The organism is Pleomorphomonas oryzae DSM 16300, from assembly GCF_000422965.1.
Taxonomy (GTDB): domain Bacteria; phylum Pseudomonadota; class Alphaproteobacteria; order Rhizobiales; family Pleomorphomonadaceae; genus Pleomorphomonas; species Pleomorphomonas oryzae.
Map to the genome: position 1 here is coordinate 80,548 of NZ_AUHB01000004.1, position 21,519 is coordinate 102,066.

The following is a 21,519-nucleotide window of genomic DNA, read 5'->3' on the forward strand; positions in this document are numbered from 1 at the left end:
CATGTGCAACGTCGAAACCCTGATCCCCGTCGGCGCCGAGGCCACAATCGGCTTCAAGATCAACGGCAAGGCCATCACGGCCTATCCGAACGAGACGATCCTTTCGGCCGCCCGTCGGCATGACTTCTACATTCCGACCCTGTGCGAGCTGGCCGACATCGACCACACGCCCGGCACCTGCCGCGTCTGCCTCGTCGAGATCCAGATGCCCGGCCAGACCGGCACCCACATGGTGACGGCCTGCAACACGCCGGTGAAGGAAGGCCTCGCCATCGAGACGCGCACCAAGAAGGTGCGCGACATGCAGAAGCTGCAGGTCGAACTGTTGATGGCTGACCATCTGCAGGATTGCGCAACCTGCACCCGGCACGGCTCCTGCGAACTGCAGGATGTCGCGCAGTTTGTCGGCCTGAAGGAAAATCGCTTCTTCGACCCGATCCGGGTTGCAAGCCGCGAGGTCGACCGCTCGTCGCCAGCCATGGTCCGCGACATGACCAAGTGCATCCGCTGCCAGCGCTGCGTCACTGTTTGCCGCAACTACCAGGAAGTCGATGCGCTGGTCGTCACCGGCACCGGCCTCGACACGGCCATCGGCCTGCGTCATGGCAAGAACCAGAAGGACTCCACCTGCGTCACCTGTGGCCAGTGCGTCCTCGTCTGCCCGACCGGCGCGCTCGCCGAAAAGGACGAGACCGATCGCGTCCTCGACTACATCTACGACCCGGAAATCACCACCGTTCTCCAGTTCGCGCCGGCCATCCGCGTCGGCTTCGGCGAGGAATTCGGCATGCCGCCGGGGACCAACGTCGAGGGCCAGATCATCGCGGCCGCCCGTAAGCTTGGCGTCGACATCGTGCTCGACACCAACTTCGGCGCCGACGTGGTGATCATGGAGGAAGGCACCGAGCTGCTGCACCGCCTCGCCGAGCGCAAGCGGCCGACCATCACCTCCTGCTGCCCGGCCTGGGTCAACTTCGCCGAGATTCACTATCCGGAGCTGTTGCCTCTGCTCTCCTCCACCCGCTCGCCGCAGGCGGTCGTCGGCGCCATCGCCAAGACCTATCTGCCGGCCAAGATGGGGCTGGACCCGAAGAAGATCCGCGTCATCTCGATCATGCCCTGCACGGCCAAGAAGGACGAGATCGTCCGGCCGCAGCTTGGAGAGGATGGGGCGCCGGATGTCGACGTCGTGCTGACGACGCGCGAGTTCGCGCGCCTTCTGAAGCGCGAAGGTCTCGATCTCAACACCATCGAGCCGTCGACCTTCGATAACCCCTACATGAGCGAGTATACCGGCGCCGGCGTCATCTTCGGCACCACCGGTGGCGTCATGGAAGCGGCGCTGCGCACCGTCTACAAAGTCGTCAACGGCAAGGAACTCGACAAGATCGAGCTGACCCAGCTGCGCGGCTTCGAGGGCGTTCGCTCGGCCACCGTCGACCTCGGCGGCAACATCGGTGAAGTGAAGATTGCCATGGCCCATGGCCTCGGCGAAACGCGCGCCCTGATGGAAGCGATTAAGGCGGGTGAAGCCGACTTCGACTTCATCGAGATCATGGCCTGCCCCGGCGGCTGCGTCGACGGCGGCGGCACGCTCCGCTCCAAGAAGCAGTACCTCCCCAACGCCCTCAAGCGGCGCGAGACGATGTTCGGCATCGACCGCAAGGCCAAGGTACGCCAGTCGCACAACAACGAGCAGGTCAAGGCCCTCTACCGCGACTTCCTGGGTTCGCCGAACTCCGAGAAGGCGCACCACCTCCTGCACACGTTCTACAACGACCGCAAGGCCGAGCTGGAACTGACGGTCAAGGAGATCTGGGGCGAGATCAAGATGAGCACCATGATCTACTGAGATCAGGCGCACGGACAGATTTGAAGGCGGGCGGCGGGGCAACCTGCCGCCCGGTTTTCATTTGCAGAAAGTCAGTGGAAGCGAGAGAACACCAGCGCAGCATTGACGCCACCGAAGCCGAAGGCGTTGGACAGCACGTGATCGATGGCGACTGGACGAGCTGCACCGCTGACCAGATCAAATCCCTCCGCCTCGGGCATCGGATGCTTGATATTGAGACCCGCAGGCAACGTCTCATGACGGAGCGCCAGCACCGAGAAGATCGCCTCGATGGCGCCGGCCGCGCCCAGCATGTGGCCGGTGGCCGACTTGGTGGAGCTCACGGGCACACCGCCGCCACCCGGCCCGAAGACCGACGTCAGAGCGGCAAGCTCGGCTGCGTCGCCGACCGGCGTCGAGGTGGCGTGGGCGTTGACGTAGCCGATGGCGCCCGGCTCCAACCCGGCCATGCCGAGCGCCAGCCGCATGGCGCGCGCCGCTTCCCGGCCGTCCGGCCAACCTGCGGTAACGTGATGGGCGTCGGTGGTCGTGCCGTAGCCCGACACGATGGCGAGCGGCGTCGCCCCGCGCGCCTCGGCATGCGACAGCCTCTCGATCACCAGGGCCGCTGCGCCCTCGGACAAGACGAAGCCGTCATGATCGACGTCGAACGGCCGTGATGCCCGTGTCGGTTCATCGTTGAAGTTGAACGACAGGGCCTTGGCCGCCGTGAAGCCACCGATGGCCACGGGATCGACGCAGCCTTCAGTACCGCCGCACAGCGCAATGTCCGCCTCGCCATTGCGGATCATGCGCATGGCATCGCCGATCGCTTGGGCCGAAGCGGCGCAGGCGGTGACCGGCGCGCCCGACGGCCCGCGAAAGCCGAAGCGGATGGATACCTGACCGGTGGCGAGATTAGGCAGGAAGGACGGCACCACGAAAGGCGACAGTCGCCGGACACCTTCGGTCCGCACCGTCTCGCTGGCCGCCGTGATCGCCGGCACGCCACCGACACCGGTAGCCATCACCGTCGCCGTGCGCATCTGCTGAGCGTCGGTATCCGGCTGCCAGCCGGCTTGGGCAAGCGCCTCCGACGCCGCCGCCATGGCGTAATGGATGAAGAGGTCGCTGCGCCGAAGGTCTCGCGCATCCATGACCGCTTCGGGATCAAAGCCGCCGGCCTCATCCCGGCCGGGAACGAGACCGGCGATGCGGCACTTCCAGCCCTCGGTGTCGACGCGGTCATTTCGGCGAATACCGCTTTCACCCGCGATCAGCCGCTTCCAGGTGGTTTCAACGCCGGTGCCAAGCGGGGTCACCGCTCCCATGCCCGTCACAACGATCGGCTCTTGCATGTTTGCCTCCATGTGTAGCAGCACCGTGCATATACACTATGGAGACGACAGGCAACCCAACGCCATCTTCAGCGGGAGAACCGCCGACTGATCTTGAGATAGGTTTGGGTCTCCTCCGGCGAACTGCCGTTCGCCAGGTCAGCTTGGGCGGCCTGCCATTCGACGATCAGACGATCGAGCAGAGTGTTGCCCTCCTTGGTCAGTTCGCTGATCCGTATGTTGCCGCCAGCGCCATCGGTTCGCCTCACTAGTCCCTTTTCCTCCAGCCGGTCGAGGTTGCGGATCAGGCTGGTGCGATCAAGATGGATGCGGGACGACAACGCCCCCACGGTGGCGCCGGGATTGTAGCGGATGGCGGCTAGCAGCGAGAATTGCTGCACCGTAACCCCAAACGGCTTCAACTGCGCATCGTAGCGGCGAACCAGAGCGCGCGCCGCCGCAACGGTGTTCAGCACAAGGCAATTTGCAAGATCATCGGGCAGAGCCATGCGTCATGCTTTGCACGCGCCACACCGCGAAAGTCAAGCGCGCGGCCCGACGAGAAAAGCCCTCGGCCGCGGACGACCGAGGGCTCGTTTGGCTAGCTTTCAGCAGTGTCAGCCGGCGTTGAGCTGCAGCACCCGGTTGACCGCCGAGACCACCGCGGCAAGCGATGACGAGACGATGTTGGTATTGATGCCGACGCCATGCAGCTTGCCGCCGGGATGCTTCAGCTCGACATAGGCAATGGCTGAGGCGTCGGAGCCTTGCTGCAGGGAGTGTTCGGAATAATCGGCCACCGAGATGGGAATGCCGATGTAGACCGACAGCGCGTGTACGAAGCCATCGATCGGGCCATTGCCGTGGCCTTCGATGGTACGCGAAACGCCGCCATCGATGATCTCGGCCACGCAGATCCGCCGACCCTTCACTTCCGTGTCCGGGAAGGTGTGATGATCGACGAACTTGAGCCGACCGTCCGGCTGGTCGACGTAGAGCTGCATGAAGCGCTCGTAGATGCGCTGCGAACTAAGCTCGCGTCCCTCGCGATCGGTGATCGCCTGGATGTCCTCGCGGAACTCGACCTGTAAAGCGCGCGGCAGGTTGATGCCGTGGTCGTTCTGCATGAGATAGGCGATGCCGCCCTTGCCCGACTGCGAGTTGATGCGGATGATCGCCTCGTAGGAGCGGCCGACATCCTGCGGGTCGATCGGCAGGTAGGGCACTTCCCAGACGCCAGTGTTCGATGCCTTCATGGCCTTGAGGCCCTTGTTGATGGCGTCCTGATGCGAGCCGGAGAAGGCCGTATAGACCAGTTCGCCGACATAAGGATGCCGCTCGGGCACCTTCATCTGGTTGGAATACTCGAACACGTCGCGGATGCGCTCGATATTCGAGCAGTCGAGCCCGGGATCGACGCCCTGCGTGAACATGTTGAGCGCCATGGTGACGACATCGACGTTGCCGGTGCGCTCGCCATTGCCAAACAGCGTGCCCTCGACGCGATCGGCACCCGCCATCAATGCCAGCTCGGCAGCAGCAACGCCGGTGCCGCGATCGTTATGCGGATGCAGCGAGATCAGCACCGAGTCGCGACGGTCGATGTTGCGGCTCATCCACTCGATCTGGTCGGCGTAGACGTTGGGCGTCGCCATCTCGACGGTGGACGGCAGGTTGAGGATCAGCTTGTTCTCGGGCGTCGGGTTGATCACCTCGATCACCGCGTTGGAGATTTCCAGCGCCACGTCCAGCTCGGTGCCGGTGAAGCTTTCCGGCGAATACTCGAAGCGGAAGCCGCCACCCGCCTTGGCCGCCATGTCGGCGATCAGCTTGGCACCGTCGACGGCGATCTGCTTGATGCCGGCGACGTCCTTGCCGAACACCACACGGCGCTGCAGGTTGCTGGTGGAATTGTAGAAATGGACGATCGGCCGCTTGGCGCCCTGCAAGGCCTCAAAGGTACGGATGATCAGTTCCGGCCGGCACTGCACCAGAACCTGCAACGACACGTCGTCCGGCGTGCCACCTTCTTCCACGCACCAGCGGGCGAAATCGAAGTCGGTCTGCGAAGCAGATGGAAAACCGATCTCGATTTCCTTGAAGCCCATTTCCAACAGCAGATGGAACATGTGGGCCTTGCGGTCCTGTCCCATGGGATCGACCAGCGCCTGATTGCCGTCGCGCAGATCGACCGAACACCAGATCGGCGCCTTGTCGATCACCTTGGTCGGCCAGGTGCGGTCCTGGAGATTGATTGGCGTGAACGGACGATATTTAGCGGAGGCCTGCGGCATGCCTACTCTGTCGCGGCCCACTCCGTTTTGAACGGTCTCGGTCATGATGCTGTCACTCGTCTCTAGCTGTCGCCTTGGGCCGGCCGCGTCGCTCTGGCGACGTCGATTGAGGGCGTAAGGCGCAATGGGTCATGCAATGGGGTGAGAACGAGAGAGCTCATGGCCAGCGGCGGGCTATCGGCCGCCGGGCGCTCCCTCACTGGACCCGGCAACCGCTGATAAGGCCGAGACGAAGAAGCGAGCCGAGCATCCGTGCGCGATCCCCGGGGGCAGTGCCCTCGGCGGAGATATGGCGCGAGATGTCAGGCGTCGTGGTCATAGAAAGGGCTATACCCGTAGAAATGCGACCTGACAAGGGCTCATAGCCCCTTCCAACGCGTCAGCGCAGGGCCAGGATCGACGCCGAGCCAGGAAAGGACGCGCGCCGCCATCTCGCGGACCATGTCATCGATGGTCTCCGGCTTGCTGTAAAAAGGCGGCACCGGCGGCGCCACCATGGCGCCCATGCGGGTGAGCATCAGCATGGAATTGAGGTGCGCCTCGGTGAGCGGCGCCTCGCGCGGCAACACCACCAGCCGCCGCCGTTCCTTCAGCATCACGTCGCCGGCCCGCGTCAGAAGGTTATCGCCGAAGCCATGGGCGAGCGCCGACAGGGTCCGCATCGAGCAGGGAACAACGGCCATGGCGTCCACCCCGAACGACCCCGAGGCGATGGACGCGCCCAGATCGCCAATGTCGTGAACGAAGGTGGCGAGCCGCCGCAGCTCCTGAAGACCGTCCGGACCAAGCTCGTGTGCAATTGTCCGCTCGCCTCCGGCCGTGATGACGAGGTGGGTTTCGACATCCGTCGTACCGAGCTGGCGCAGCACCTCTCGGCCGAGCGCCGCGCCCGAGGCGCCGCTGATACCGACGACGATCTTCATGGCGCCGCTCCGAACAATTCGGCCCAGCGGCCATCGACCGACTTTTTCACCGCCTCGTCCATGGTCATCACCCGCCCCCATTCGCGGCTGGTCTCGGCGCCGATCTTGTTGGTGGCGTCGATGCCGATCTTGCCACCGAGTCCCTCGAGCGGCGAGGCAAAATCGAGATGATCCATGGGCGTGCGGTTGAGCACCAGGGTATCGCGGGCCGGGTCGGCGCGTGTCGCCACCGCCCACATCACGTCGGACCAGGAGCGGACGTCGATGTCGTCATCAACGACGATCACCATCTTGGTCATGGTGAACTGCGGCAAGAGCGACCAGAAGCCCATCATCACCCGCCGCGCCTGCCCGGCGAACCGCTTGTCGATGGCGATGACGGCGACGCGGTAGGAGCAGGTCTCCGGCGGCAGCCAGAGATCGCGGATCTCCGGGATGGCTTCCATCAGCAACGGTTTGAAAACATCAGCCAGCGCATCGCCCATCACTGCCGGCTCATCCGGCGCCCGGCCGGTGAAGGTGGTGAGATAGGGCGCGCCCTCCCGCGCCCGGATGGCGGTGAGGCGGAATACCACGTGCCGCTCCGGCGGGTTGTAATAGCCGGTATGGTCGCCAAACGGCCCCTCCATCGCCGTATCGCCGGCGGTGATCGTTCCTTCGAGAATGATCTCGGCCGAGGCTGGCACATGCAGCGGAATGGTGCGGCAGGGCGTCACGGAGAGGCGTGCGCCGGCGATCAGACCGGCCAGCGACAGTTCCGTCACGCCTTCCGGCGCCGGCATGACGGTAGCAAGGATGGTGGCCGGATCAGCGCCGATCACCACCGCCACAGGCATGGTTTCGCCGGCTTTCAGCCATTGCCGGTGATGCTGGGCGCCGCCACGCATCGGCAGCCAGCGCATGATGGCGCTCGTCTTGTCGAGCACCTGCATGCGGTAGGCACCGAGATTATAGCTATTGAGGTCGTCGGTACCCGGCGCGCGGGTGACCACCAGCGGCCAGGTGATCAAGGGACCGGCGTCGCCTGGCCAGCAGGTCTGGATCGGCAGTGCCGAGAGATCGACGGGCAGGTCACGCCAACGGCCGCGATCGCCGACGATCTTCGGCCGAGCGTTGAGGGCCGCCCGCGCTACCGGCCAGAGGCTGGCCGCCTCGCCAAGCGAGCGCGGCGGCTTCGGCGAACGCAGGAAGGCCATCATCCGGCCGAGCTCTGCGAAGCCGGCTTCGTCGGTGCCGAGACCGGCGGCGACGCGCGCCCGCGTGCCGAACAGGTTGGCAATCACCGGCATCGCCGACGGCCTGCCGCCGACGGTGGGGGCCGAAAAGCGTAACACCGGGCCACCTGCCTCGATCACTCGCCGATGAATCTCCGTAATCTCGAGGCGCATGTCGACGGGCGCCGCGACGTCCCGAACGTCGCCCTGCGTCTCCAGGAAATTCAGAAAGCTAGTGAGATCGGGAAAGCGCGGCAGGCTGCGGCTGAACATTCTATTTCCCGACCTCTCGTTCGTTGGTCCCCAAGACCTCGGTCTTTTCCCCACTGGCGCCGGGCACCTGCGACACATAACACCGTTTCACCAATCGAATAGATTGCCACGGGAAAAAGCCGCCCGTCTTTGAGCTATGACAAAAACAGGAGCGGCCGACTGTCCTAAGCTTCCCGTCTTCGAAGTGGATATTGTGATGGCCGAACATTTCCGGGGCGAACTGCCCAGATTTCTCCGCATCCTGGCGGCTCCGGCGGGATTCCTGCCGCTCGGACCAGCCCTGACGATGGCCGTCCGCCGATTCGCCCGGCGTAAGCCGGCGGTCTTCGACCGCCTCGGCGAGTACGGCAAATGCTCGTTCCTGATCGAACCCTCCGATCTCGACGTCAGCTTTCTGATGGTACCGGACGGAGTGCGCGCGGAAGTGAAATGCCTGCGGCGTCGGGCCAGCCAAACCGCCGATGTCACAGTGCGGGGACCACTGCTCGTGCTACTCGGCCTGCTCGACGGCACCTTCGACGGCGATGCCTTGTTCTTCAACCGCGCCATTTCCGTCTCCGGCCGCACCGATGCTCTGGTGGCACTCCGCAACTCCATTGAGGATGCGGAGCTGACGCCGGCCGACTTCGTCGGCGCCACCGGCAGCCTCGGCAAACTCGTCGACCGCTCGGTGATTGGCGGCCTTGGTCTTGCCCGCCGCTTCACCGGCTCGCCGATCCCTGGAGAACCTTCATGAGTTTGGAACTGGTCTGCCCGGCCGGTACGCCGTCGGCCCTGCGTGCCGCCGTCGAAGCGGGCGCTCACTCGGTCTATTGCGGCTTTCGCGACGAGACGAACGCGCGCAACTTCCCGGGTCTCAACTTCTCGCCCGACGAACTCGTCGAAGGCGTCCGCTTTGCCCATGCGCATGGCACCAAGGTGCTGGTGGCGATCAACACCTTCGCCAAGGCCGGCGCCATGGACGCCTGGAAGGCAGCGCTCGCCAATGCCGAAAAGGCCGGCGCCGACGCGGTAATTCTCGCCGACCTCGCCGTGCTCGATCATGCCGCGACGCATCACCCGAACCTGCGCCTGCACCTCTCCGTCCAGGCCGCCGCCGCGACACCCGAGGCGATCGCCTTCTATGCCGACACCTTCGGCGTCAAACGCATCGTCATGCCGCGCGTCCTCTCCGTCGAGGAAATCGCCAAGCTCAACGCAGCGATCAACGTGGAAACCGAGGCCTTCGTGTTCGGTGGCCTCTGCCCAATGACCGAGGGTCGCTGCTCGCTGTCGTCCTACGCCACAGGCAAGTCGCCCAACCTCACCGGCGTCTGTTCGCCGCCCGAGCACGTCGCTTACACCGAAGACAAGAACGGCACGGCGACCCGCCTCAACGGCTTCACCATCGACCGCTTCGGCGCTGGCGAGCAGGCCGGCTACCCGACGCTCTGCAAGGGCCGCTTCGTGGCGGGTGGCAAGACGTTCTATCTGTTCGAAGATCCCGTCAGCCTCAATGCGGCCAGCCTGATCGCCGCGCTGGCCAAGGCCGGCGTGACCGCGCTGAAGATCGAGGGCCGCCAGCGTGGCAAGGGCTACGTCGCCGAGGTCGTGCGCACCTTCCGCGCCGCAGTCGAGGCGATCGATGCCGGCGGCACCGAAGTCGAGGTTGGGCGCCTGCTCTCCGGCCTCGTCGAAGGCGGCCGCCAGACCTCGGGCGCCTACAAGAAGACGTGGCGCTGATGCTAGACACCAAGAAGTCGACGAACATGACCAAGACCGGCCTCACCCTCGGCCCCGTTCTCTTCAACTGGTCGCCCGACCGCCTGCGCGATTTCTACGCCCGCATCGCCGATGAGGCGGACGTCGATCGCGTGCATCTCGGCGAGGTGGTGTGCGGCAAGCGCCAGCCCTTCACCGACGGTGTGTGGCCGGAGTTGATCGAGCGCCTTCAGGCGGCGGGCAAGCAAGTCGTGCTGTCGACGCTCGCCCTGCCCTACAATCCGCGCGAACGCAACGCGGTCATCGATTTCTGCAAGGCCGGCGAACTGGCCGAGATCAACGATCTCACCGCTCTGCCGACCGTTGCCGGCAAGCCATTCCTGGTCGGTCCTTTCGTCAACGTCTACAACGAAGGCGCCGCCCGTTTCCTGGCTGGGCGTGGCGCCACCGGCATCTGTCTGCCGGTGGAATTGCCAATTGCCTCGGTCGCCGTCATTGCCGCCGCCCTGCCCGAAGTGGAGTTCGAACTCTTCGCCTTCGGCCGCCTGCCGTTGGCCTTGTCCGGCCGCTGCTACCATGCCCGCTTGCATGGCCTGCACAAGGACGGGTGCCAATTCGTCTGCGACCGCGATCCAGACGGTTTGCCGGTCGACACGCTGGACGGCCAGCGTTTCCTGGCCATCAACGGCATCCAGACCTTGTCGAGCGGCGTCGAGGCTTTCTGCCCGACACCGGAAGATCTCGCCAAGCTTGGCGTCCGGCGGCTGCGGCTCTCGCCGCATACCGTCGACATGGTGGCGGTGAGCCGCCTTTACCGGGCATTGCTCGATGGTCGCGCCAGCCGGACTGAGACGCTGGCAGCGCTGAAGGCGCTGGATCTTCCCGGCGAACTCGTCGACGGTTTCACACGCGGCCAGCCGGGGAGCGCCCGCGTGGAGATGGCATGACGAAGCTCGACCCGTTCCGCGTCGCCTTTGTGCTGGCGGCGCTGACGGCGCTCAGGGCAATCGGCCCTGGGATCGGCGACATCGCCACCCATCCGAACGAACTGATCTTCGGCTTCTTCAGCATCCAGCTGTTCGGCTTTCTGACCGTCGCGCTGCCGCGCTGGATCGGCAAGCCGATCACGCCGGCGCCTATGCTGTGGATGGTGCTCGCCGCCCACGCCGTCGCCTTTCTCTGGGGCTGCTTCGATCTCGAAATGGGCGGCGCCTTGCGTGCCCTGGCGACGCTGTCCGGCGTCGTGCTGCTGCTCTCCACCACCCCGCCCGGCAAGACGGCCAAGACCCTGCCGATTCTCGGTCTCGCGGCGCTGCACGCGCTGATCGGCATCGCCGCCTATCTCTATGCTTGGCCGGAGACCACCATGGCCGGTCTCGCCGTCATCGTGTTGATCTGCATCGAGGTATCGAACCGCATCGGCATCGCCGTGCTGTCGGTGGCGCGCGAACGCGCCGGCTACCCCAAGCTCACTCCTGTCCCGGCTGTCATCGCGCTGCCGCAGCGCGCCTTCACCATTTTGGCGCTCGCCCTCTGGGGCATCGGCTGGAACGCCGGCTGGCCGGCGCTCGCCGCCTTCCTGTTCGGCATGGCCTGGCTCGCTCATATCGAGCCCTGGCGCATCAAGCCCTACGCCGGTTGCGTCATCCTGGCGGTCGGCCTCGTCTGGAAGCGGTTGGCCTTCCTCCTGCTGGCCCTGAGGGATCTCGGCGTCGCCGACATCTCGCCTTTCGCGATCATCCACGCCTTCGCGGTTGGCGGTCTGGCAACGCTCGCCATCGGCATCGCCACCTCCATCGTCCGCAAGAAGGACAAGCGGGCGCTGATGCCATCACTGCTCGCCGACGTCATTTACCTGGCCATTGCCGGTGCGGCGATTGCCCGCGTTGGCGCTGCCTTGGATTTCGAGCTCTATGACACGCTGATCCCGGCGGCGCGCTGGAGCTGGGCCATCGCCTTCCTGGGATACATCCTGTTCACGCTGCGCGGCGCCATCTGGCCGCCAGCCGCGACCAAAGTATAAGTAAAACGAACTTATAAAGACGTTGGAACACTTACCATGCAAATATGGCAACCCAGACCATAAAAAACCAACGCCTTGAAGGATATAGCCAAACTTGAAAAGTTGACCCTGTTTGGACTATTCTCCTTAACAAGAAACACGCAAACTCCGATATACAATACGGGCCGGAAGCGGCTCTTTCGAGCCGCCCCCCCTGGAAAACCGATGCAGACCGACAATCCGCTGAGCGCCATCGTCGAACGTCTTCTGAAGGATGGCCACGGCCGTCTGTTCAGTCAGCGGTCGATGCGCGTTGGCCAGATCGTCTACGGTGGCGACGAAGCCGCCGATGGCGACCTGTTGATCGTCCGCTCCGGCCGGCTGCGCTGCTTCACCTCCTTCGAGGGCAAGGAGCTGACGCTCTACATGCTTGAGGCCGGCGATGCGGTTTACCTGCATGGCGGCGCCATGCTGGACGTGCGCACCGCCGCCGATATCGTGCTGGCCTCGCCCTCCGCCTTCCGTCAGCTGGCACTGGCCGAGCCGGAACTGGCGCTTGCCGTGCTGCCGGCCGTCGACCGCCTGGCCCAGAAGTCGGTCCGCATGATCGAGGACATCGCCTTCCACGGCGTCAAGCATCGCCTGATCCGCGTGCTCTGCGACACCGCCGACCGGATCGGCCGCCCGGCCGAGGAAGGCATCGTCATCGACCACCTGCCCAATGCCGAAGATTTTGCCATGCAGATCGGCGCGACGCGGCAGTCGGTCTCCACTGTCATCGCCGAGCTCGTGCGCTCGGGCATCCTCTACCGCTTCGGCGGCGGCTCGATGGTGATCTCCGATCTCGGCCGCTTGCGCCGCGAGCTCGCCGACGTCCGCTGACGCCCCTTTCAGGAGTTTCCCACCATGTGCAGCGAGTGCGGCTGCGGCACCAAGGCCGCCACCACCACTATCCCCGTCGTTGAAAACCTCCTGTCCGAGAACGACCGGATCGCCTCCCACGTCCGCGAGCATCTCAACGCCCACGGCGTGCTGTCGATCAACCTGATGTCGTCGCCCGGCTCGGGCAAAACGCAGCTTCTCGAGGCGACCATCGCCGCGCTGCCGAAGGACATCCGCGTCGCGGTGATCGAGGGTGACCTCGAGACCGAGAACGACGCCGACCGCATTCGCCGCCACGGCGTGCCGGCCGTGCAGATCACCACCGGCGTCACCTGTCACCTTGATGCGGTGATGATCCACGACGCCTTGCACGTGCTCGATCTCGACGACATCGACGTGCTGTTCGTCGAAAACGTCGGCAACTTGGTCTGCCCCGCCGATTTCGACGTCGGCCAGCATCGTGACGTGGTGCTCTTGTCGGTGACCGAGGGCGACGACAAGCCCGACAAATATCCGGTGATCTTCCGCAAGGCCGACCTGGTGCTGCTGACCAAGACCGACCTGCTGCCGGCCATCGAGGAATTCTCGACCGACCGCGCCCGCGCCGCCATCGGCCGTGTCCATGGCCCCGGCCCGGTGCTGGAAGTGTCTGCCAAGAAAGGCGCCGGCCTCGACGCCTGGACGCAGTGGATCGTCGACCGCCTTGGTGAGCGGCGGCAGGCCGTGGGCCGCTCCTGATCGGCTATTAGCTCTTCGCCGCTTCGAAGCTTTCGATATAGAGTTCGCGCCCGGTCAGCACATCGGCGTCCGAACCACCGCAGCCTGAACAGACGAAGTGGTATTTCTCCACTTCGAAGACCGTTCCGCAGGTCCGGCATTTTGCCGTGACGCCAACGTCGTCGATGTCGAGCCGCGCGCCCTCGGCCAGCGTGCCCTCGGCGAAGATCTCGAAGGCCAGCCGGATCTGTCGACTGTCGATGCCGCGCAGGCGGCCGATCTTCAGCTTCACCGCGACGACCCGGTCGACGCCGTTCTGCTTGGCATGCTCGGTCAGGATGCGCATCAGGCCTTCGACCACCGCCGTTTCGTGCATCACCAATTCCTCTCTGATCTCACCTATTCATCTAGCTCAATCGCCGCCACGGGGGAAATACTTGTCCGCGAAATGACGGATTTTTTCGCCTTTTGCTGCAAGTCACTCGCAAATAAAGGGAATCCCGTGGATTCTGCATGGCGGGAATGCACAAAGCTGTATCGGACATATTACTTAGAAAAACACCGCAAATGCCCACCTAAATCCATTTGGAAGCCATCAAGAGCAGTATGGCAAATAACAGTGCCCACAAGCCAGAATCCTGATTTTACTGAATATTTCTTTTTCCCAATAACATGAGTGTAGATATCAGTTTTACTTCGATCCGCAAAGCATTGGCGTCGTGCAAATGCGTATATGTCGGCTAGCCGACATACCCTAGTGGATGCTGCGATTAACGTCATCCATGACAGCCAAGATGCATGCCTGCGGAAGGATCTCCACTCATGCTATCCCTCACTCAGATCGACCCGACGGCGCTGGCCTGGATGGGCGCGATCTTCTTGTTCTTCGGCGAAGTCGCCGCCCTGATGAGTCTGCCGAGTCTCACGCGTGTCGTCATTTGGTCGACGATCGCCGAGATCGGCTACATCCTGATCGGTATCGGCCTCGGTGGTGAAGCCGGCCTGACCGGCGCCTACATGCACTTTGGCTATCAGATCGTCATGCGCGGCCTCGTCGTCGCCGCCGGCTGGTACATCATTCGCCGTACCGGTTCCTCGCGCCTCGACGATCTCGCCGGCTCCGGCCATCGGATGCCCGTTGCGTCGACGTTATTCGGCTTCGGCATGTTCTCGGTGATGGGCCTGTCGCCCTTCAAGGGATCCTTCTCCAAGTTCCTGGTGCTCTACGCCGCCATCGAGCAGGGTCACTGGGCCATCGCGCTGGTCGGCACCGCCGCATCGATCGTCGCCGCCTATTATTATCTGGTGGTGATCCAGCGTGTCTGCTTCGAGCATCCGGCGCGCCGCATCGAGCTTAGCGCCGCCCCGGCCCTCGCTCTGCCGATCGCCTGGATACTCGCCGCCGTCACCGCTCTGATCTCGGTCTTCCCGCTGCCCTTCCAGCACGCAGCTGAAGCCATGGCCGGTGCCGTGGCGGGCGTTCCCGAGTTCGAGTCGCCCTGGGCGCTGCTCGTCCTCGTGCCCTATATCGGCGCCTTTGCCGTCTACGGCCTTGGCCACGTCTCGACCCGCGCCCGCGACATCGGTGCCGTGATCCTCGCCATCGCGACGCTGGCCCTTGTGGTGCTCGACACCAGCCTCGATCCGGCTTCCCGCGTTTTCGCGCTGGTGTTCGCCGGCATCACCGCCGTGATGATCGTCTACTCGGTCGGCTACATGGCCCGCGCCGAGTGGACCAACCGCTATTACTTCTTCGCCTTCCTGATGATCGGCTCGCTGCTCGGCCTCACCACCGCGCACGAGATGGGCAACTTCTACGTCTACTGGGAGCTGATGACCTGGACCTCCTACTTCCTGGTCATTCACGAGCAGAACCAGAAGTCGCTGCGCGCCGGCCTCATCTATTTCATGATGTGCGCCTCCGGCGCCTATCTGATGCACTTCGGCATCCTGCTGACGCACGCCGAGATCGGCTCCTTCGAGTTCGCCGCCCTGGCCGAAAAGGTCGGCACGATCTCGCCGGTTGCCGGCCTTGTCATCGCGCTCTGCTTCTTCGCCGGTTTCGCGGTGAAGGCGGGCGTGTGGCCGGTGCACAGCTGGCTGCCGATCGCCCATCCCGCCGCGCCGTCGTCGATCTCCGGTCCGCTGTCGGGTATCCTGACCAAGGCCGGCGTGTTCGGCCTCGTCAAGGTGCTGTTCATCGTCATCGGTGTGCCGGCGCTGTCGACCTTCACCGGCTGGGGCCTCAGCCTCGAGGTGGTGCTGATCGGCCTTGGCCTGATCACCCTGCTCTACGGTGAAATCCGCGCCCTGTTCGAGACCGAAATCAAGCGGATGCTTGCTTTCTCGACGCTCGCGCAGATCGGCGAGATCGTCGCGGTACTCGGCATCGGCACGGCGCTCGCCACCGACGCCAGCCTCTTGCACGTCACCAACCACGCCGTGATGAAGACCCTGCTGTTCTTCGCAGCCGGCGCCTTCATCATGCAGACCGGCCGGCGCAACATCGCCGACCTCGCCGGTGTCGGCCGCGTCATGCCGTTCACCGCCGGCTGCTACGCGCTGGCCACCGTGTCGATCATGGGCCTGCCGCCCTTCTCGGGCTTCGTCTCGAAGTTCCTGATGGTCTACGCGGCGGCTGAAGCCGGCCATTATGAGGTGGCTATCGGCCTCTTGGTCGGTGGCATCATCGCCGTGGTCTACTATCTCCGCGTCGTCGGCATGCTGTTCTTCCGTCCCTGGAAGGGTGAGGCCGGCGTCAAGGAAGCCCCGCTTCCGATGCTGATCGCCGTCGGCGTTCTCGCCGCCGCCATCATCTTCGGCGGTCTCGTGCCGTCCTTCCAGCTCAACCTCGTCGGCGCCGTCGGTGCTGAGGTGGCGGCTCGCAGCGGTCTTGCCGCGGCGGTGCTGCCGACCCTGGTGATGAGCTGGACGCTGCCTGCCATCATCGCCTTCCTGGGCGCCGTGGCCGTGTGGCTGGTTGGCCGCAAGTCGGTCCAGCAGGCCGGCTGGCTTGCCGTGGCGGTGCTCGTGGCGGCCTTCGTGGCGGTGATCTTCACCGCTCCGGCTTACGACACGCTGTCCTTCTGGTTTGCAGTGCTGATCGCCGGTGTCGGCGCACTCAACATGCTGCACTCCACCGCCTACCTCGCCCACAACCACGCCCAGCCGCGCTTCTTTGCCGCCTTCGGCATCATGATCGCTGGCCTCCTGGGCATGACGGCAGCCAAGGACATCTTCACGTTCTTCGGTTTCTGGGAGTTGATGTCGAGCTGGGCGCTCTGGGCGGCCATCATCCACGAGGAGAACGACGAGGCGCGGAGGGAAGGCTTCAAGTACTTCTTCTTCAACACCGTCGGCGCCTCCTTCATGTTCCTGGGCATCGCGGCGCTTGCCTCTCATGCCGGCACCTTCGATCTGGTCGGCATCGGCCAGAAGGCGCTCGACATGCCGCTCGGCACGCTGGCCATCGGCATCATCCCGGTGTTCATCGGCCTGGTCATGAAGGCTGCCATGCTGCCCGTCCGCATTGACGTGCAGATGCATCCGGCCCTCGCCCCGACCCCGGTGTCCGGCTACATCTCGGCCGTGCTGTTGAAGTCGGGTCCGTGGGGCGTTCTCAAGCTGTTCAGCCTGTTCGGCGGCAGCGCGGTGTTCCTGCGCCTTGGCGGCGAGATCGGTGGCGTTCCGGCGCTGATCGACATCATCGCCATCATCGCCGGCATCACCGTCGTCTACGCCGGTGCCATGGCAGTGGTTCAGAACGGCATCAAGCTCCTGCTGATCTACTCCACCGTCAGCCAGCTCGGCTACGTGCTGATGGCGCTCTGCCTCGGCACCTCGCTGGGTGTCGCCGGTGGCCTGTTCCACTTCGTCAACCACATGTTCCTCAAGGACACGCTGTTCCTCGTGGCCGGCGCCGTCATGGTCAAGAGCCATGCCAGCCAGCTCGATGAACTCGGTGGCCTCGGCCGGAAGATGCCGATCACCTTCGGCTTCTTCCTGTTCGCCGGCCTGTCGCTGGCCGGTGTGCCGCCGCTCAACGGCTTCTCCTCGAAGTGGATGATCTTCTCCGCTGCCTTCGAGAGTGGCCACTGGGCGCTTGCCACCGGTGCCATGGTGTCGTCGCTGTTCACCCTGGCCGCCGTGCTGAAGTTCGCCCACGCCGCCTTCATGGGTGCTCCGACGCAGAAGGCCCTGGCGGCCGAGGAAGCGCCGCTGTCCATGCTGCTGCCGATGGGCGTGCTGGTGGGCGCGAGCGTTCTGCTCGGCTTCTTCCCGGGCCTCGCCCTGGTGCCGATCGCCAAGATGCAGGCCGAACTCGGCCTCACCCCGATCGACGCCTCGATCTTCGGCCCGCTGCCGGGTGCCGGTGGCTGGAGCCCGCTCGCCCTCAGCCTTCTGGTGCTGATCGTCGCTGCGGTCTTCATCCCCTGGATGCGCCTTGCTCATCGCGGCATCCAGAAGAGCGGCCTGCACTTCGCTGGTGCCACGCCCAACGACTTCCTTCCGGAAGCCGGCGGCCGTGTCGGCACCGCCAACCTGTTCGAGTCCCCGACCGCTGCCATCCGCGGCCTCCTGGCGCCCAAATCCGCCAAGGCCAAACAGCAGCACTGACGGGAGAGGAGAGACCCAAAATGTCCAACCAGTTCGCTATCTTGCTGGCGGTGCTCCTCTTCCCAGGTGGAGTGTTCGCCCTCGTGTTCGGCCTTGCCATGAAGGGTGTCGATCGCAGAGTCGCCGCCCGCCTGCAGAGCCGTGTCGGACCGCCGCTGCTGCAGCCGTTCTTTGACATTGTCAAGCTCAGCTTCAAGCGGACCATGGTGCCGGCCGCCGCCAATCAGACGGTGTTCCTCTACACCCCGCTGGTCGGCGTCGTTTCGATGCTGATCGCCGCCGCCCTGGTGCCGATCACCTCGGTCTATGCGCCGGATGCCGCCATCGGCAATCTTCTGGTGCTGCTCTACCTGCTGATGATCCCCGGCATCGTGCTGATGATCGCCGGCTCGGCTTCCGGTTCGCCCTACGGCGCCATCGGCTTCTCCCGCGAGATGGCCCTGATGATCGCCTACGAAGGCCCGCTGGTGCTGATCGCCGCCGCCGTCGCCATTCGTACCGGCGTCGGCATGGGTGGCTGGGCCACCTTTTCGCTGAACGACATCATCGCCTATCAGCAGGCCCACGGCTCCTTCCTGTTCGACCCGGTGATGTGGCCGGCGGTCGCCGCCTTCTGCTTCTTCTATCCGGCCAACCTCGGCATCGTTCCCTTCGACATTCCGGAGGCCGAAACCGAAGTGCTGGAAGGCCCGCTGCTTGAGTACTCCGGCCCGGTGCTGGCGCTGTTCAAGATCATGTCGGCCCTGAAGAAGGTCGTTGTGCTCGGTCTTGGCATCGCCCTGTTCTTCCCGGCGGCGCCCTCTCTGATGATCGGCGGCCTCCTGGTGTGGCTGATTAAGATGGCGGTGCTGATGCTGGTCGGCATCACCGCGGTCCGCCTGTCCATGGGTCGCATGCGCATCGACCAGGCCTTCGTGTTCTTTCTGAAGTGGCCGCTGCTGCTCGCCGTCGCGAGCCTCGCAGTCGTCGTTGTGGTTTGAGGAGGGCTAGATGGGCCTGATACCCAATTTCAAGAACATCGCCACGCGCTCGCCCTGGATCTACCGGATCAACGCCGGCTCCTGCAACGGCTGCGACGTGGAGATGGCAACCACCGCGCTGATCCCTCGCTATGACATCGAGCGCCTCGGCTGTCAGTACTGCGGCAGCCCCAAGCACGCCGACATCGTGCTGATCTCCGGTCCGCTCACCGTCCGTGTCAAGGATGCCGTGCTGCGCATGTACGAAGAGATCCCCGATCCGAAGGTGACGGTGGCGGTCGGTGTCTGTCCGATCTCCGGCGGCATCTTCCGCGAGAGCTATGCCGTACTGGCGCCGATCGACCAGTACATTCCGATCGACGTCAACGTGCCCGGCTGTCCGCCCCGGCCGCAGGCGATCATCGCCGGCGTCGCCAAGGCCATCGCAATCTGGCGCGAGCGTCTCTGAGGAAAGGTCCCAAGATGAACTTCCTGACGATTTTCGCCCGCAACCTGAAGCAGGGCCCTCAGACCGAGGCCTTCCCCCTGGGACCGGCCTTCACGCCCGATCGTTTGCGCGGCCGCATCGAGTTCAAGGCGGAGAGCTGCGAAGGCTGCCGCATTTGCGAACGCGTCTGCCCGGCCAACGCCATCCGCTTTGCCAAGACGCCTGACGGCATGACCTTCGATTGCTGGCACAACACCTGTGTGTTCTGCGGCAACTGCGAATTCTATTGCCCGACGGATGCCATCCACCAGACCAACGACTGGGACCTCTCCCACGTCAACGCCGACAAGTTTGACATGGTGGAGCACGGTTTGATTCCCAATCAGACCTGCGTCGACTGTGGCGCCACGGCGCTCAATACGGCACCGATGGTCAAGAACGCCAAGCCGCCGCTCAGCACCGAGGAAGTGGCCGAGGTGCGCGCGCGCTGCCCGAAGTGCCGCGCCAAATATCTCAAGAACCGGAAGGTCCCAGCATGAGCCGCCTACCGCAAGACCTGGAAGCCCGCCTCACCGCCGCGGCCCCGGCCGGCGTTGAGTTCTCGGCCGAAACCGACCATTACGGCGTCACCGTCGCCTGGTTGGGTCTCGCCAGCGCCGCCGATCTGTCGCCGGTCGCCGCCCTTCTCAAGGACATGGGCGCGCGCCTCTCCATGATCACCTGCGCCCAGCCTTCCGTCCCCGAAGAGGAGGAGGAAGACGAGGACGAGGAGAACGAGGACGGCGAAGCGAAGGCCGAAGCCGCTCCCAAGGAGACGCCCAAGACGTTCGGCGGCACGCCGTTCGACGGCACCTCCTACGAGATCGACTATCACTTCGACATCGCCGGCGACGCGCTGACCGTCATCGCCTACGTGCCGCAGGGCGGCAGCATCGCCTCGCTGACGCCGCTGTTCCGCAATGCCGACTGGCATGAGCGCGAGATGATGGAACTCTACGCCGTCAAGGTGACCGATCATCCCGATCCGCGCCGCCTGTTCCTCGACGCCTCAGTCGACGGCGCCGTTCTCGAGCGGCTGATTCCGTTCTCCACGCTGGTCAACGCCGCCAGCACCAAGGGCCTGTGGGAACGCCTCGTCGCCGGAAAGAAGGGTGCAGCATGAGCACGCACAACGTACCCGAGACCTTCAGCATTCCCGTCGGCCCGCTGCATGTGGCCCTCGAGGAGCCGATGTACTTCAAGATCGATGTGCAGGGCGAGACCGTCAGTCACATCGACATCAACGCCGGTCACGCCCACCGCGGCATCGAGTACCTCACCACCAAGCGGACGATGTACCAGAACGTGGTGCTGACCGAGCGCATCTGCTCGCTCTGCTCCAACAGCCATCCGCAGACCTTTGCCATGGCGGCCGAGAAGATCGCCGGCATCGAGGTGCCCGAGCGCGGCATCTACCTGCGCACCGTCGCAGACGAGATGAAGCGCGTCACCTCGCACCTGTTCAACGTGGCGCTCCTGGTGCACCTCGTCGGCTACGAGACCTACTTCATGCACATGATGCAGGTCCGCGAGATCGGCCAGGACATGCTGGAGTCGATCTTCGGCAACCGCCAGGACATCGGCGCCATGTGCATCGGTGGCGTCCGCTACGACCTCGACGACAAGTCGATCGCCTATATCAAGGGCGCGCTCGACAAGATCGAGGCCGAGACGAAGGACATCATCAAGACCTTCAAGACCAACGGCTCGATCCTGCGCCGCACCAAGGGCGTGGGCGTGCTCACCCATGCCGACGCGATCACCTGCGGCGTCGTCGGCCCGGTGGCCCGCGCCTCCGGCGTCGACTACGACGTGCGCCGCGAAGCGCCGTATGCTGCCTACGATCGGCTGCCGCTCGTGGTGCACTCGCTGACCGATGGCGACGTCTGGTCGCGCGCCATGGTCCGCCTCGAGGAGATCCTGACCTCGATCAATCTGCTGCGTGTCTGCCTGCGCGATCTGCCCGGGGGTCCGGTCAACATCAACGACCGCCCGGACATCCCGCCCGGACAGGCGGTGACCCGCAGCGAAGCGCCGCGTGGCGAGGTGATCTACTACCTCCGCACCAACGACACGCCGCAGCCCGAACGCGTCAAGTGGCGCGTGCCGACGTTCATGAACTGGGACAGCCTGCGCTTCATGCTGCAGGACGCCAAGATCGCGGACATCGCCATGATCGTCAACAGCATCGATCCGTGCCTTTCCTGCACGGAGCGCTAAAAACTGTCATCCGGAAAGCTGCAGACTTTTCGAGTGACGCAAAAACAGGAAAACTGGAGCCG

The 21,519-nt window shown here is 64.5% G+C and carries 19 protein-coding genes; 13 read left to right on the plus strand and 6 right to left on the minus strand.

Annotated elements, in window-relative coordinates:
• Position 1 precedes the first annotated feature (1 nt).
• Positions 2 to 1,852 carry a [FeFe] hydrogenase, group A gene (locus G522_RS0108045; RefSeq protein ID WP_036838588.1) on the plus strand — a complete coding sequence of 617 codons (1,851 nt, stop codon included), beginning with the start codon at positions 2 to 4 and terminating at the stop codon, positions 1,850 to 1,852.
• Between the two features lie 71 nt (positions 1,853 to 1,923).
• Here the strand turns inward: G522_RS0108045 and fabF are convergent, their stop codons facing one another.
• The 5 genes from fabF to G522_RS0108070 form a co-directional block, all read right to left on the minus strand.
• Positions 1,924 to 3,189: a beta-ketoacyl-ACP synthase II gene (fabF, locus tag G522_RS0108050; RefSeq protein ID WP_026790596.1), complete on the minus strand. Its 1,266-nt coding sequence runs from the start codon at positions 3,187 to 3,189 to the stop codon at positions 1,924 to 1,926.
• Positions 3,190 to 3,257: 68 nt separating this feature from the next.
• The gene (locus tag G522_RS26090; protein WP_051228442.1) at positions 3,258 to 3,677 is read right to left on the minus strand and encodes a MarR family winged helix-turn-helix transcriptional regulator; all 420 of its coding nucleotides are present in this window, start codon (positions 3,675 to 3,677) and stop codon (positions 3,258 to 3,260) included.
• Between the two features lie 108 nt (positions 3,678 to 3,785).
• The gene (gene leuA, locus G522_RS0108060; protein ID WP_084633026.1) at positions 3,786 to 5,462 is read right to left on the minus strand and encodes a 2-isopropylmalate synthase; all 1,677 of its coding nucleotides are present in this window, start codon (positions 5,460 to 5,462) and stop codon (positions 3,786 to 3,788) included.
• Positions 5,463 to 5,821: 359 nt separating this feature from the next.
• Positions 5,822 to 6,385, minus strand: coding sequence for a UbiX family flavin prenyltransferase (locus G522_RS0108065; protein WP_026790598.1), 564 nt, complete (start codon positions 6,383 to 6,385; stop codon positions 5,822 to 5,824).
• Positions 6,382 to 7,872, minus strand: coding sequence for a UbiD family decarboxylase (locus G522_RS0108070; RefSeq protein WP_026790599.1), 1,491 nt, complete (start codon positions 7,870 to 7,872; stop codon positions 6,382 to 6,384). The genes G522_RS0108065 and G522_RS0108070 overlap by 4 nt, the downstream gene beginning before the upstream one ends.
• Positions 7,873 to 8,068: 196 nt before the next feature.
• On the opposite strand from G522_RS0108070, the gene ubiT reads away from it, so the two are divergent.
• The 6 genes from ubiT to hypB all read left to right on the plus strand — a co-directional run bounded on the left by ubiT (position 8,069) and on the right by hypB (position 13,195).
• A complete protein-coding gene (ubiT, locus tag G522_RS26095) occupies positions 8,069 to 8,608 on the plus strand; it encodes a ubiquinone anaerobic biosynthesis accessory factor UbiT (protein ID WP_051228443.1) in 540 nt (179 codons plus the stop codon).
• The gene (gene ubiU / locus G522_RS0108080) at positions 8,605 to 9,594 is read left to right on the plus strand and encodes a ubiquinone anaerobic biosynthesis protein UbiU (RefSeq protein WP_036838591.1); all 990 of its coding nucleotides are present in this window, start codon (positions 8,605 to 8,607) and stop codon (positions 9,592 to 9,594) included. Before ubiT ends, ubiU begins: the two co-directional genes overlap by 4 nt.
• 26 nt (positions 9,595 to 9,620) lie before the next feature.
• Complete coding sequence (gene ubiV, locus G522_RS0108085; protein WP_026790601.1) at positions 9,621 to 10,520, plus strand: ubiquinone anaerobic biosynthesis protein UbiV; 900 nt, start codon at positions 9,621 to 9,623, stop codon at positions 10,518 to 10,520.
• Entirely contained in the window at positions 10,517 to 11,596 is a 1,080-nt protein-coding gene (locus tag G522_RS0108090; RefSeq protein WP_026790602.1) for an NnrS family protein, read from the plus strand. The genes ubiV and G522_RS0108090 overlap by 4 nt, the downstream gene beginning before the upstream one ends.
• Before the next feature lie 204 nt (positions 11,597 to 11,800).
• On the plus strand, positions 11,801 to 12,457 hold the full coding sequence (locus G522_RS0108095; RefSeq protein WP_026790603.1) for a Crp/Fnr family transcriptional regulator: 657 nt from the start codon (positions 11,801 to 11,803) through the stop codon (positions 12,455 to 12,457).
• 24 nt (positions 12,458 to 12,481) lie between these two features.
• Positions 12,482 to 13,195 (plus strand): hydrogenase nickel incorporation protein HypB, encoded by a 714-nt coding sequence (hypB, locus tag G522_RS26100; protein ID WP_051228444.1) that lies wholly within the window; start codon positions 12,482 to 12,484, stop codon positions 13,193 to 13,195.
• Between the two features lie 7 nt (positions 13,196 to 13,202).
• Here the strand turns inward: hypB and hypA are convergent, their stop codons facing one another.
• Positions 13,203 to 13,550, minus strand: a complete 348-nt coding sequence (gene hypA / locus G522_RS0108105; protein WP_026790604.1) for a hydrogenase maturation nickel metallochaperone HypA — start codon at positions 13,548 to 13,550, stop codon at positions 13,203 to 13,205.
• Positions 13,551 to 13,996: 446 nt separating this feature from the next.
• Between hypA and G522_RS0108110 the strand changes: the two genes are divergently transcribed.
• The 6 genes from G522_RS0108110 to G522_RS0108135 are packed head-to-tail and all read left to right on the plus strand — an operon-like array spanning position 13,997 to position 21,457.
• Entirely contained in the window at positions 13,997 to 17,791 is a 3,795-nt protein-coding gene (locus tag G522_RS0108110; RefSeq protein ID WP_026790605.1) for a proton-conducting transporter transmembrane domain-containing protein, read from the plus strand.
• A gap of 20 nt (positions 17,792 to 17,811) precedes the next feature.
• Positions 17,812 to 18,771 (plus strand): respiratory chain complex I subunit 1 family protein, encoded by a 960-nt coding sequence (locus G522_RS0108115; protein ID WP_026790606.1) that lies wholly within the window; start codon positions 17,812 to 17,814, stop codon positions 18,769 to 18,771.
• 10 nt (positions 18,772 to 18,781) lie between these two features.
• Positions 18,782 to 19,219, plus strand: a complete 438-nt coding sequence (locus G522_RS0108120) for an NADH-quinone oxidoreductase subunit B family protein (RefSeq protein WP_026790607.1) — start codon at positions 18,782 to 18,784, stop codon at positions 19,217 to 19,219.
• A 14-nt stretch (positions 19,220 to 19,233) separates the two neighbouring features.
• Positions 19,234 to 19,737, plus strand: coding sequence for a 4Fe-4S binding protein (locus tag G522_RS0108125; protein ID WP_026790608.1), 504 nt, complete (start codon positions 19,234 to 19,236; stop codon positions 19,735 to 19,737).
• Positions 19,734 to 20,360 (plus strand): NADH-quinone oxidoreductase subunit C, encoded by a 627-nt coding sequence (locus G522_RS28905; RefSeq protein WP_051228445.1) that lies wholly within the window; start codon positions 19,734 to 19,736, stop codon positions 20,358 to 20,360. Before G522_RS0108125 ends, G522_RS28905 begins: the two co-directional genes overlap by 4 nt.
• Positions 20,357 to 21,457, plus strand: coding sequence for a hydrogenase large subunit (locus tag G522_RS0108135; protein WP_026790609.1), 1,101 nt, complete (start codon positions 20,357 to 20,359; stop codon positions 21,455 to 21,457). Before G522_RS28905 ends, G522_RS0108135 begins: the two co-directional genes overlap by 4 nt.
• Positions 21,458 to 21,519: the final 62 nt, after the last annotated feature.

Excerpts from the sequence above, each read along its gene's own strand:
- hypB (WP_051228444.1), top strand. The coding sequence starts at position 12,482 with ATGTGCAGCGAGTGCGGCTGCGGCACCAAGGCCGCCACCACCACTATC.
- G522_RS0108095 (WP_026790603.1), top strand. The coding sequence starts at position 11,801 with ATGCAGACCGACAATCCGCTGAGCGCCATCGTCGAACGTCTTCTGAAG.
- G522_RS0108135 (WP_026790609.1), top strand. The coding sequence starts at position 20,357 with ATGAGCACGCACAACGTACCCGAGACCTTCAGCATTCCCGTCGGCCCG.
- G522_RS0108120 (WP_026790607.1), top strand. The coding sequence starts at position 18,782 with ATGGGCCTGATACCCAATTTCAAGAACATCGCCACGCGCTCGCCCTGG.
- ubiV (WP_026790601.1), top strand. The coding sequence starts at position 9,621 with ATGACCAAGACCGGCCTCACCCTCGGCCCCGTTCTCTTCAACTGGTCG.
- hypA (WP_026790604.1), bottom strand. The coding sequence starts at position 13,550 with ATGCACGAAACGGCGGTGGTCGAAGGCCTGATGCGCATCCTGACCGAG.
- G522_RS0108045 (WP_036838588.1), top strand. The coding sequence starts at position 2 with ATGTGCAACGTCGAAACCCTGATCCCCGTCGGCGCCGAGGCCACAATC.
- G522_RS0108070 (WP_026790599.1), bottom strand. The coding sequence starts at position 7,872 with ATGTTCAGCCGCAGCCTGCCGCGCTTTCCCGATCTCACTAGCTTTCTG.
- G522_RS0108115 (WP_026790606.1), top strand. The coding sequence starts at position 17,812 with ATGTCCAACCAGTTCGCTATCTTGCTGGCGGTGCTCCTCTTCCCAGGT.
- G522_RS0108065 (WP_026790598.1), bottom strand. The coding sequence starts at position 6,385 with ATGAAGATCGTCGTCGGTATCAGCGGCGCCTCGGGCGCGGCGCTCGGC.
- leuA (WP_084633026.1), bottom strand. The coding sequence starts at position 5,462 with ATGCCGCAGGCCTCCGCTAAATATCGTCCGTTCACGCCAATCAATCTC.
- ubiU (WP_036838591.1), top strand. The coding sequence starts at position 8,605 with ATGAGTTTGGAACTGGTCTGCCCGGCCGGTACGCCGTCGGCCCTGCGT.
- G522_RS28905 (WP_051228445.1), top strand. The coding sequence starts at position 19,734 with ATGAGCCGCCTACCGCAAGACCTGGAAGCCCGCCTCACCGCCGCGGCC.
- G522_RS26090 (WP_051228442.1), bottom strand. The coding sequence starts at position 3,677 with ATGGCTCTGCCCGATGATCTTGCAAATTGCCTTGTGCTGAACACCGTT.
- G522_RS0108110 (WP_026790605.1), top strand. The coding sequence starts at position 13,997 with ATGCTATCCCTCACTCAGATCGACCCGACGGCGCTGGCCTGGATGGGC.
- G522_RS0108090 (WP_026790602.1), top strand. The coding sequence starts at position 10,517 with ATGACGAAGCTCGACCCGTTCCGCGTCGCCTTTGTGCTGGCGGCGCTG.
- G522_RS0108125 (WP_026790608.1), top strand. The coding sequence starts at position 19,234 with ATGAACTTCCTGACGATTTTCGCCCGCAACCTGAAGCAGGGCCCTCAG.
- fabF (WP_026790596.1), bottom strand. The coding sequence starts at position 3,189 with ATGCAAGAGCCGATCGTTGTGACGGGCATGGGAGCGGTGACCCCGCTT.
- ubiT (WP_051228443.1), top strand. The coding sequence starts at position 8,069 with ATGGCCGAACATTTCCGGGGCGAACTGCCCAGATTTCTCCGCATCCTG.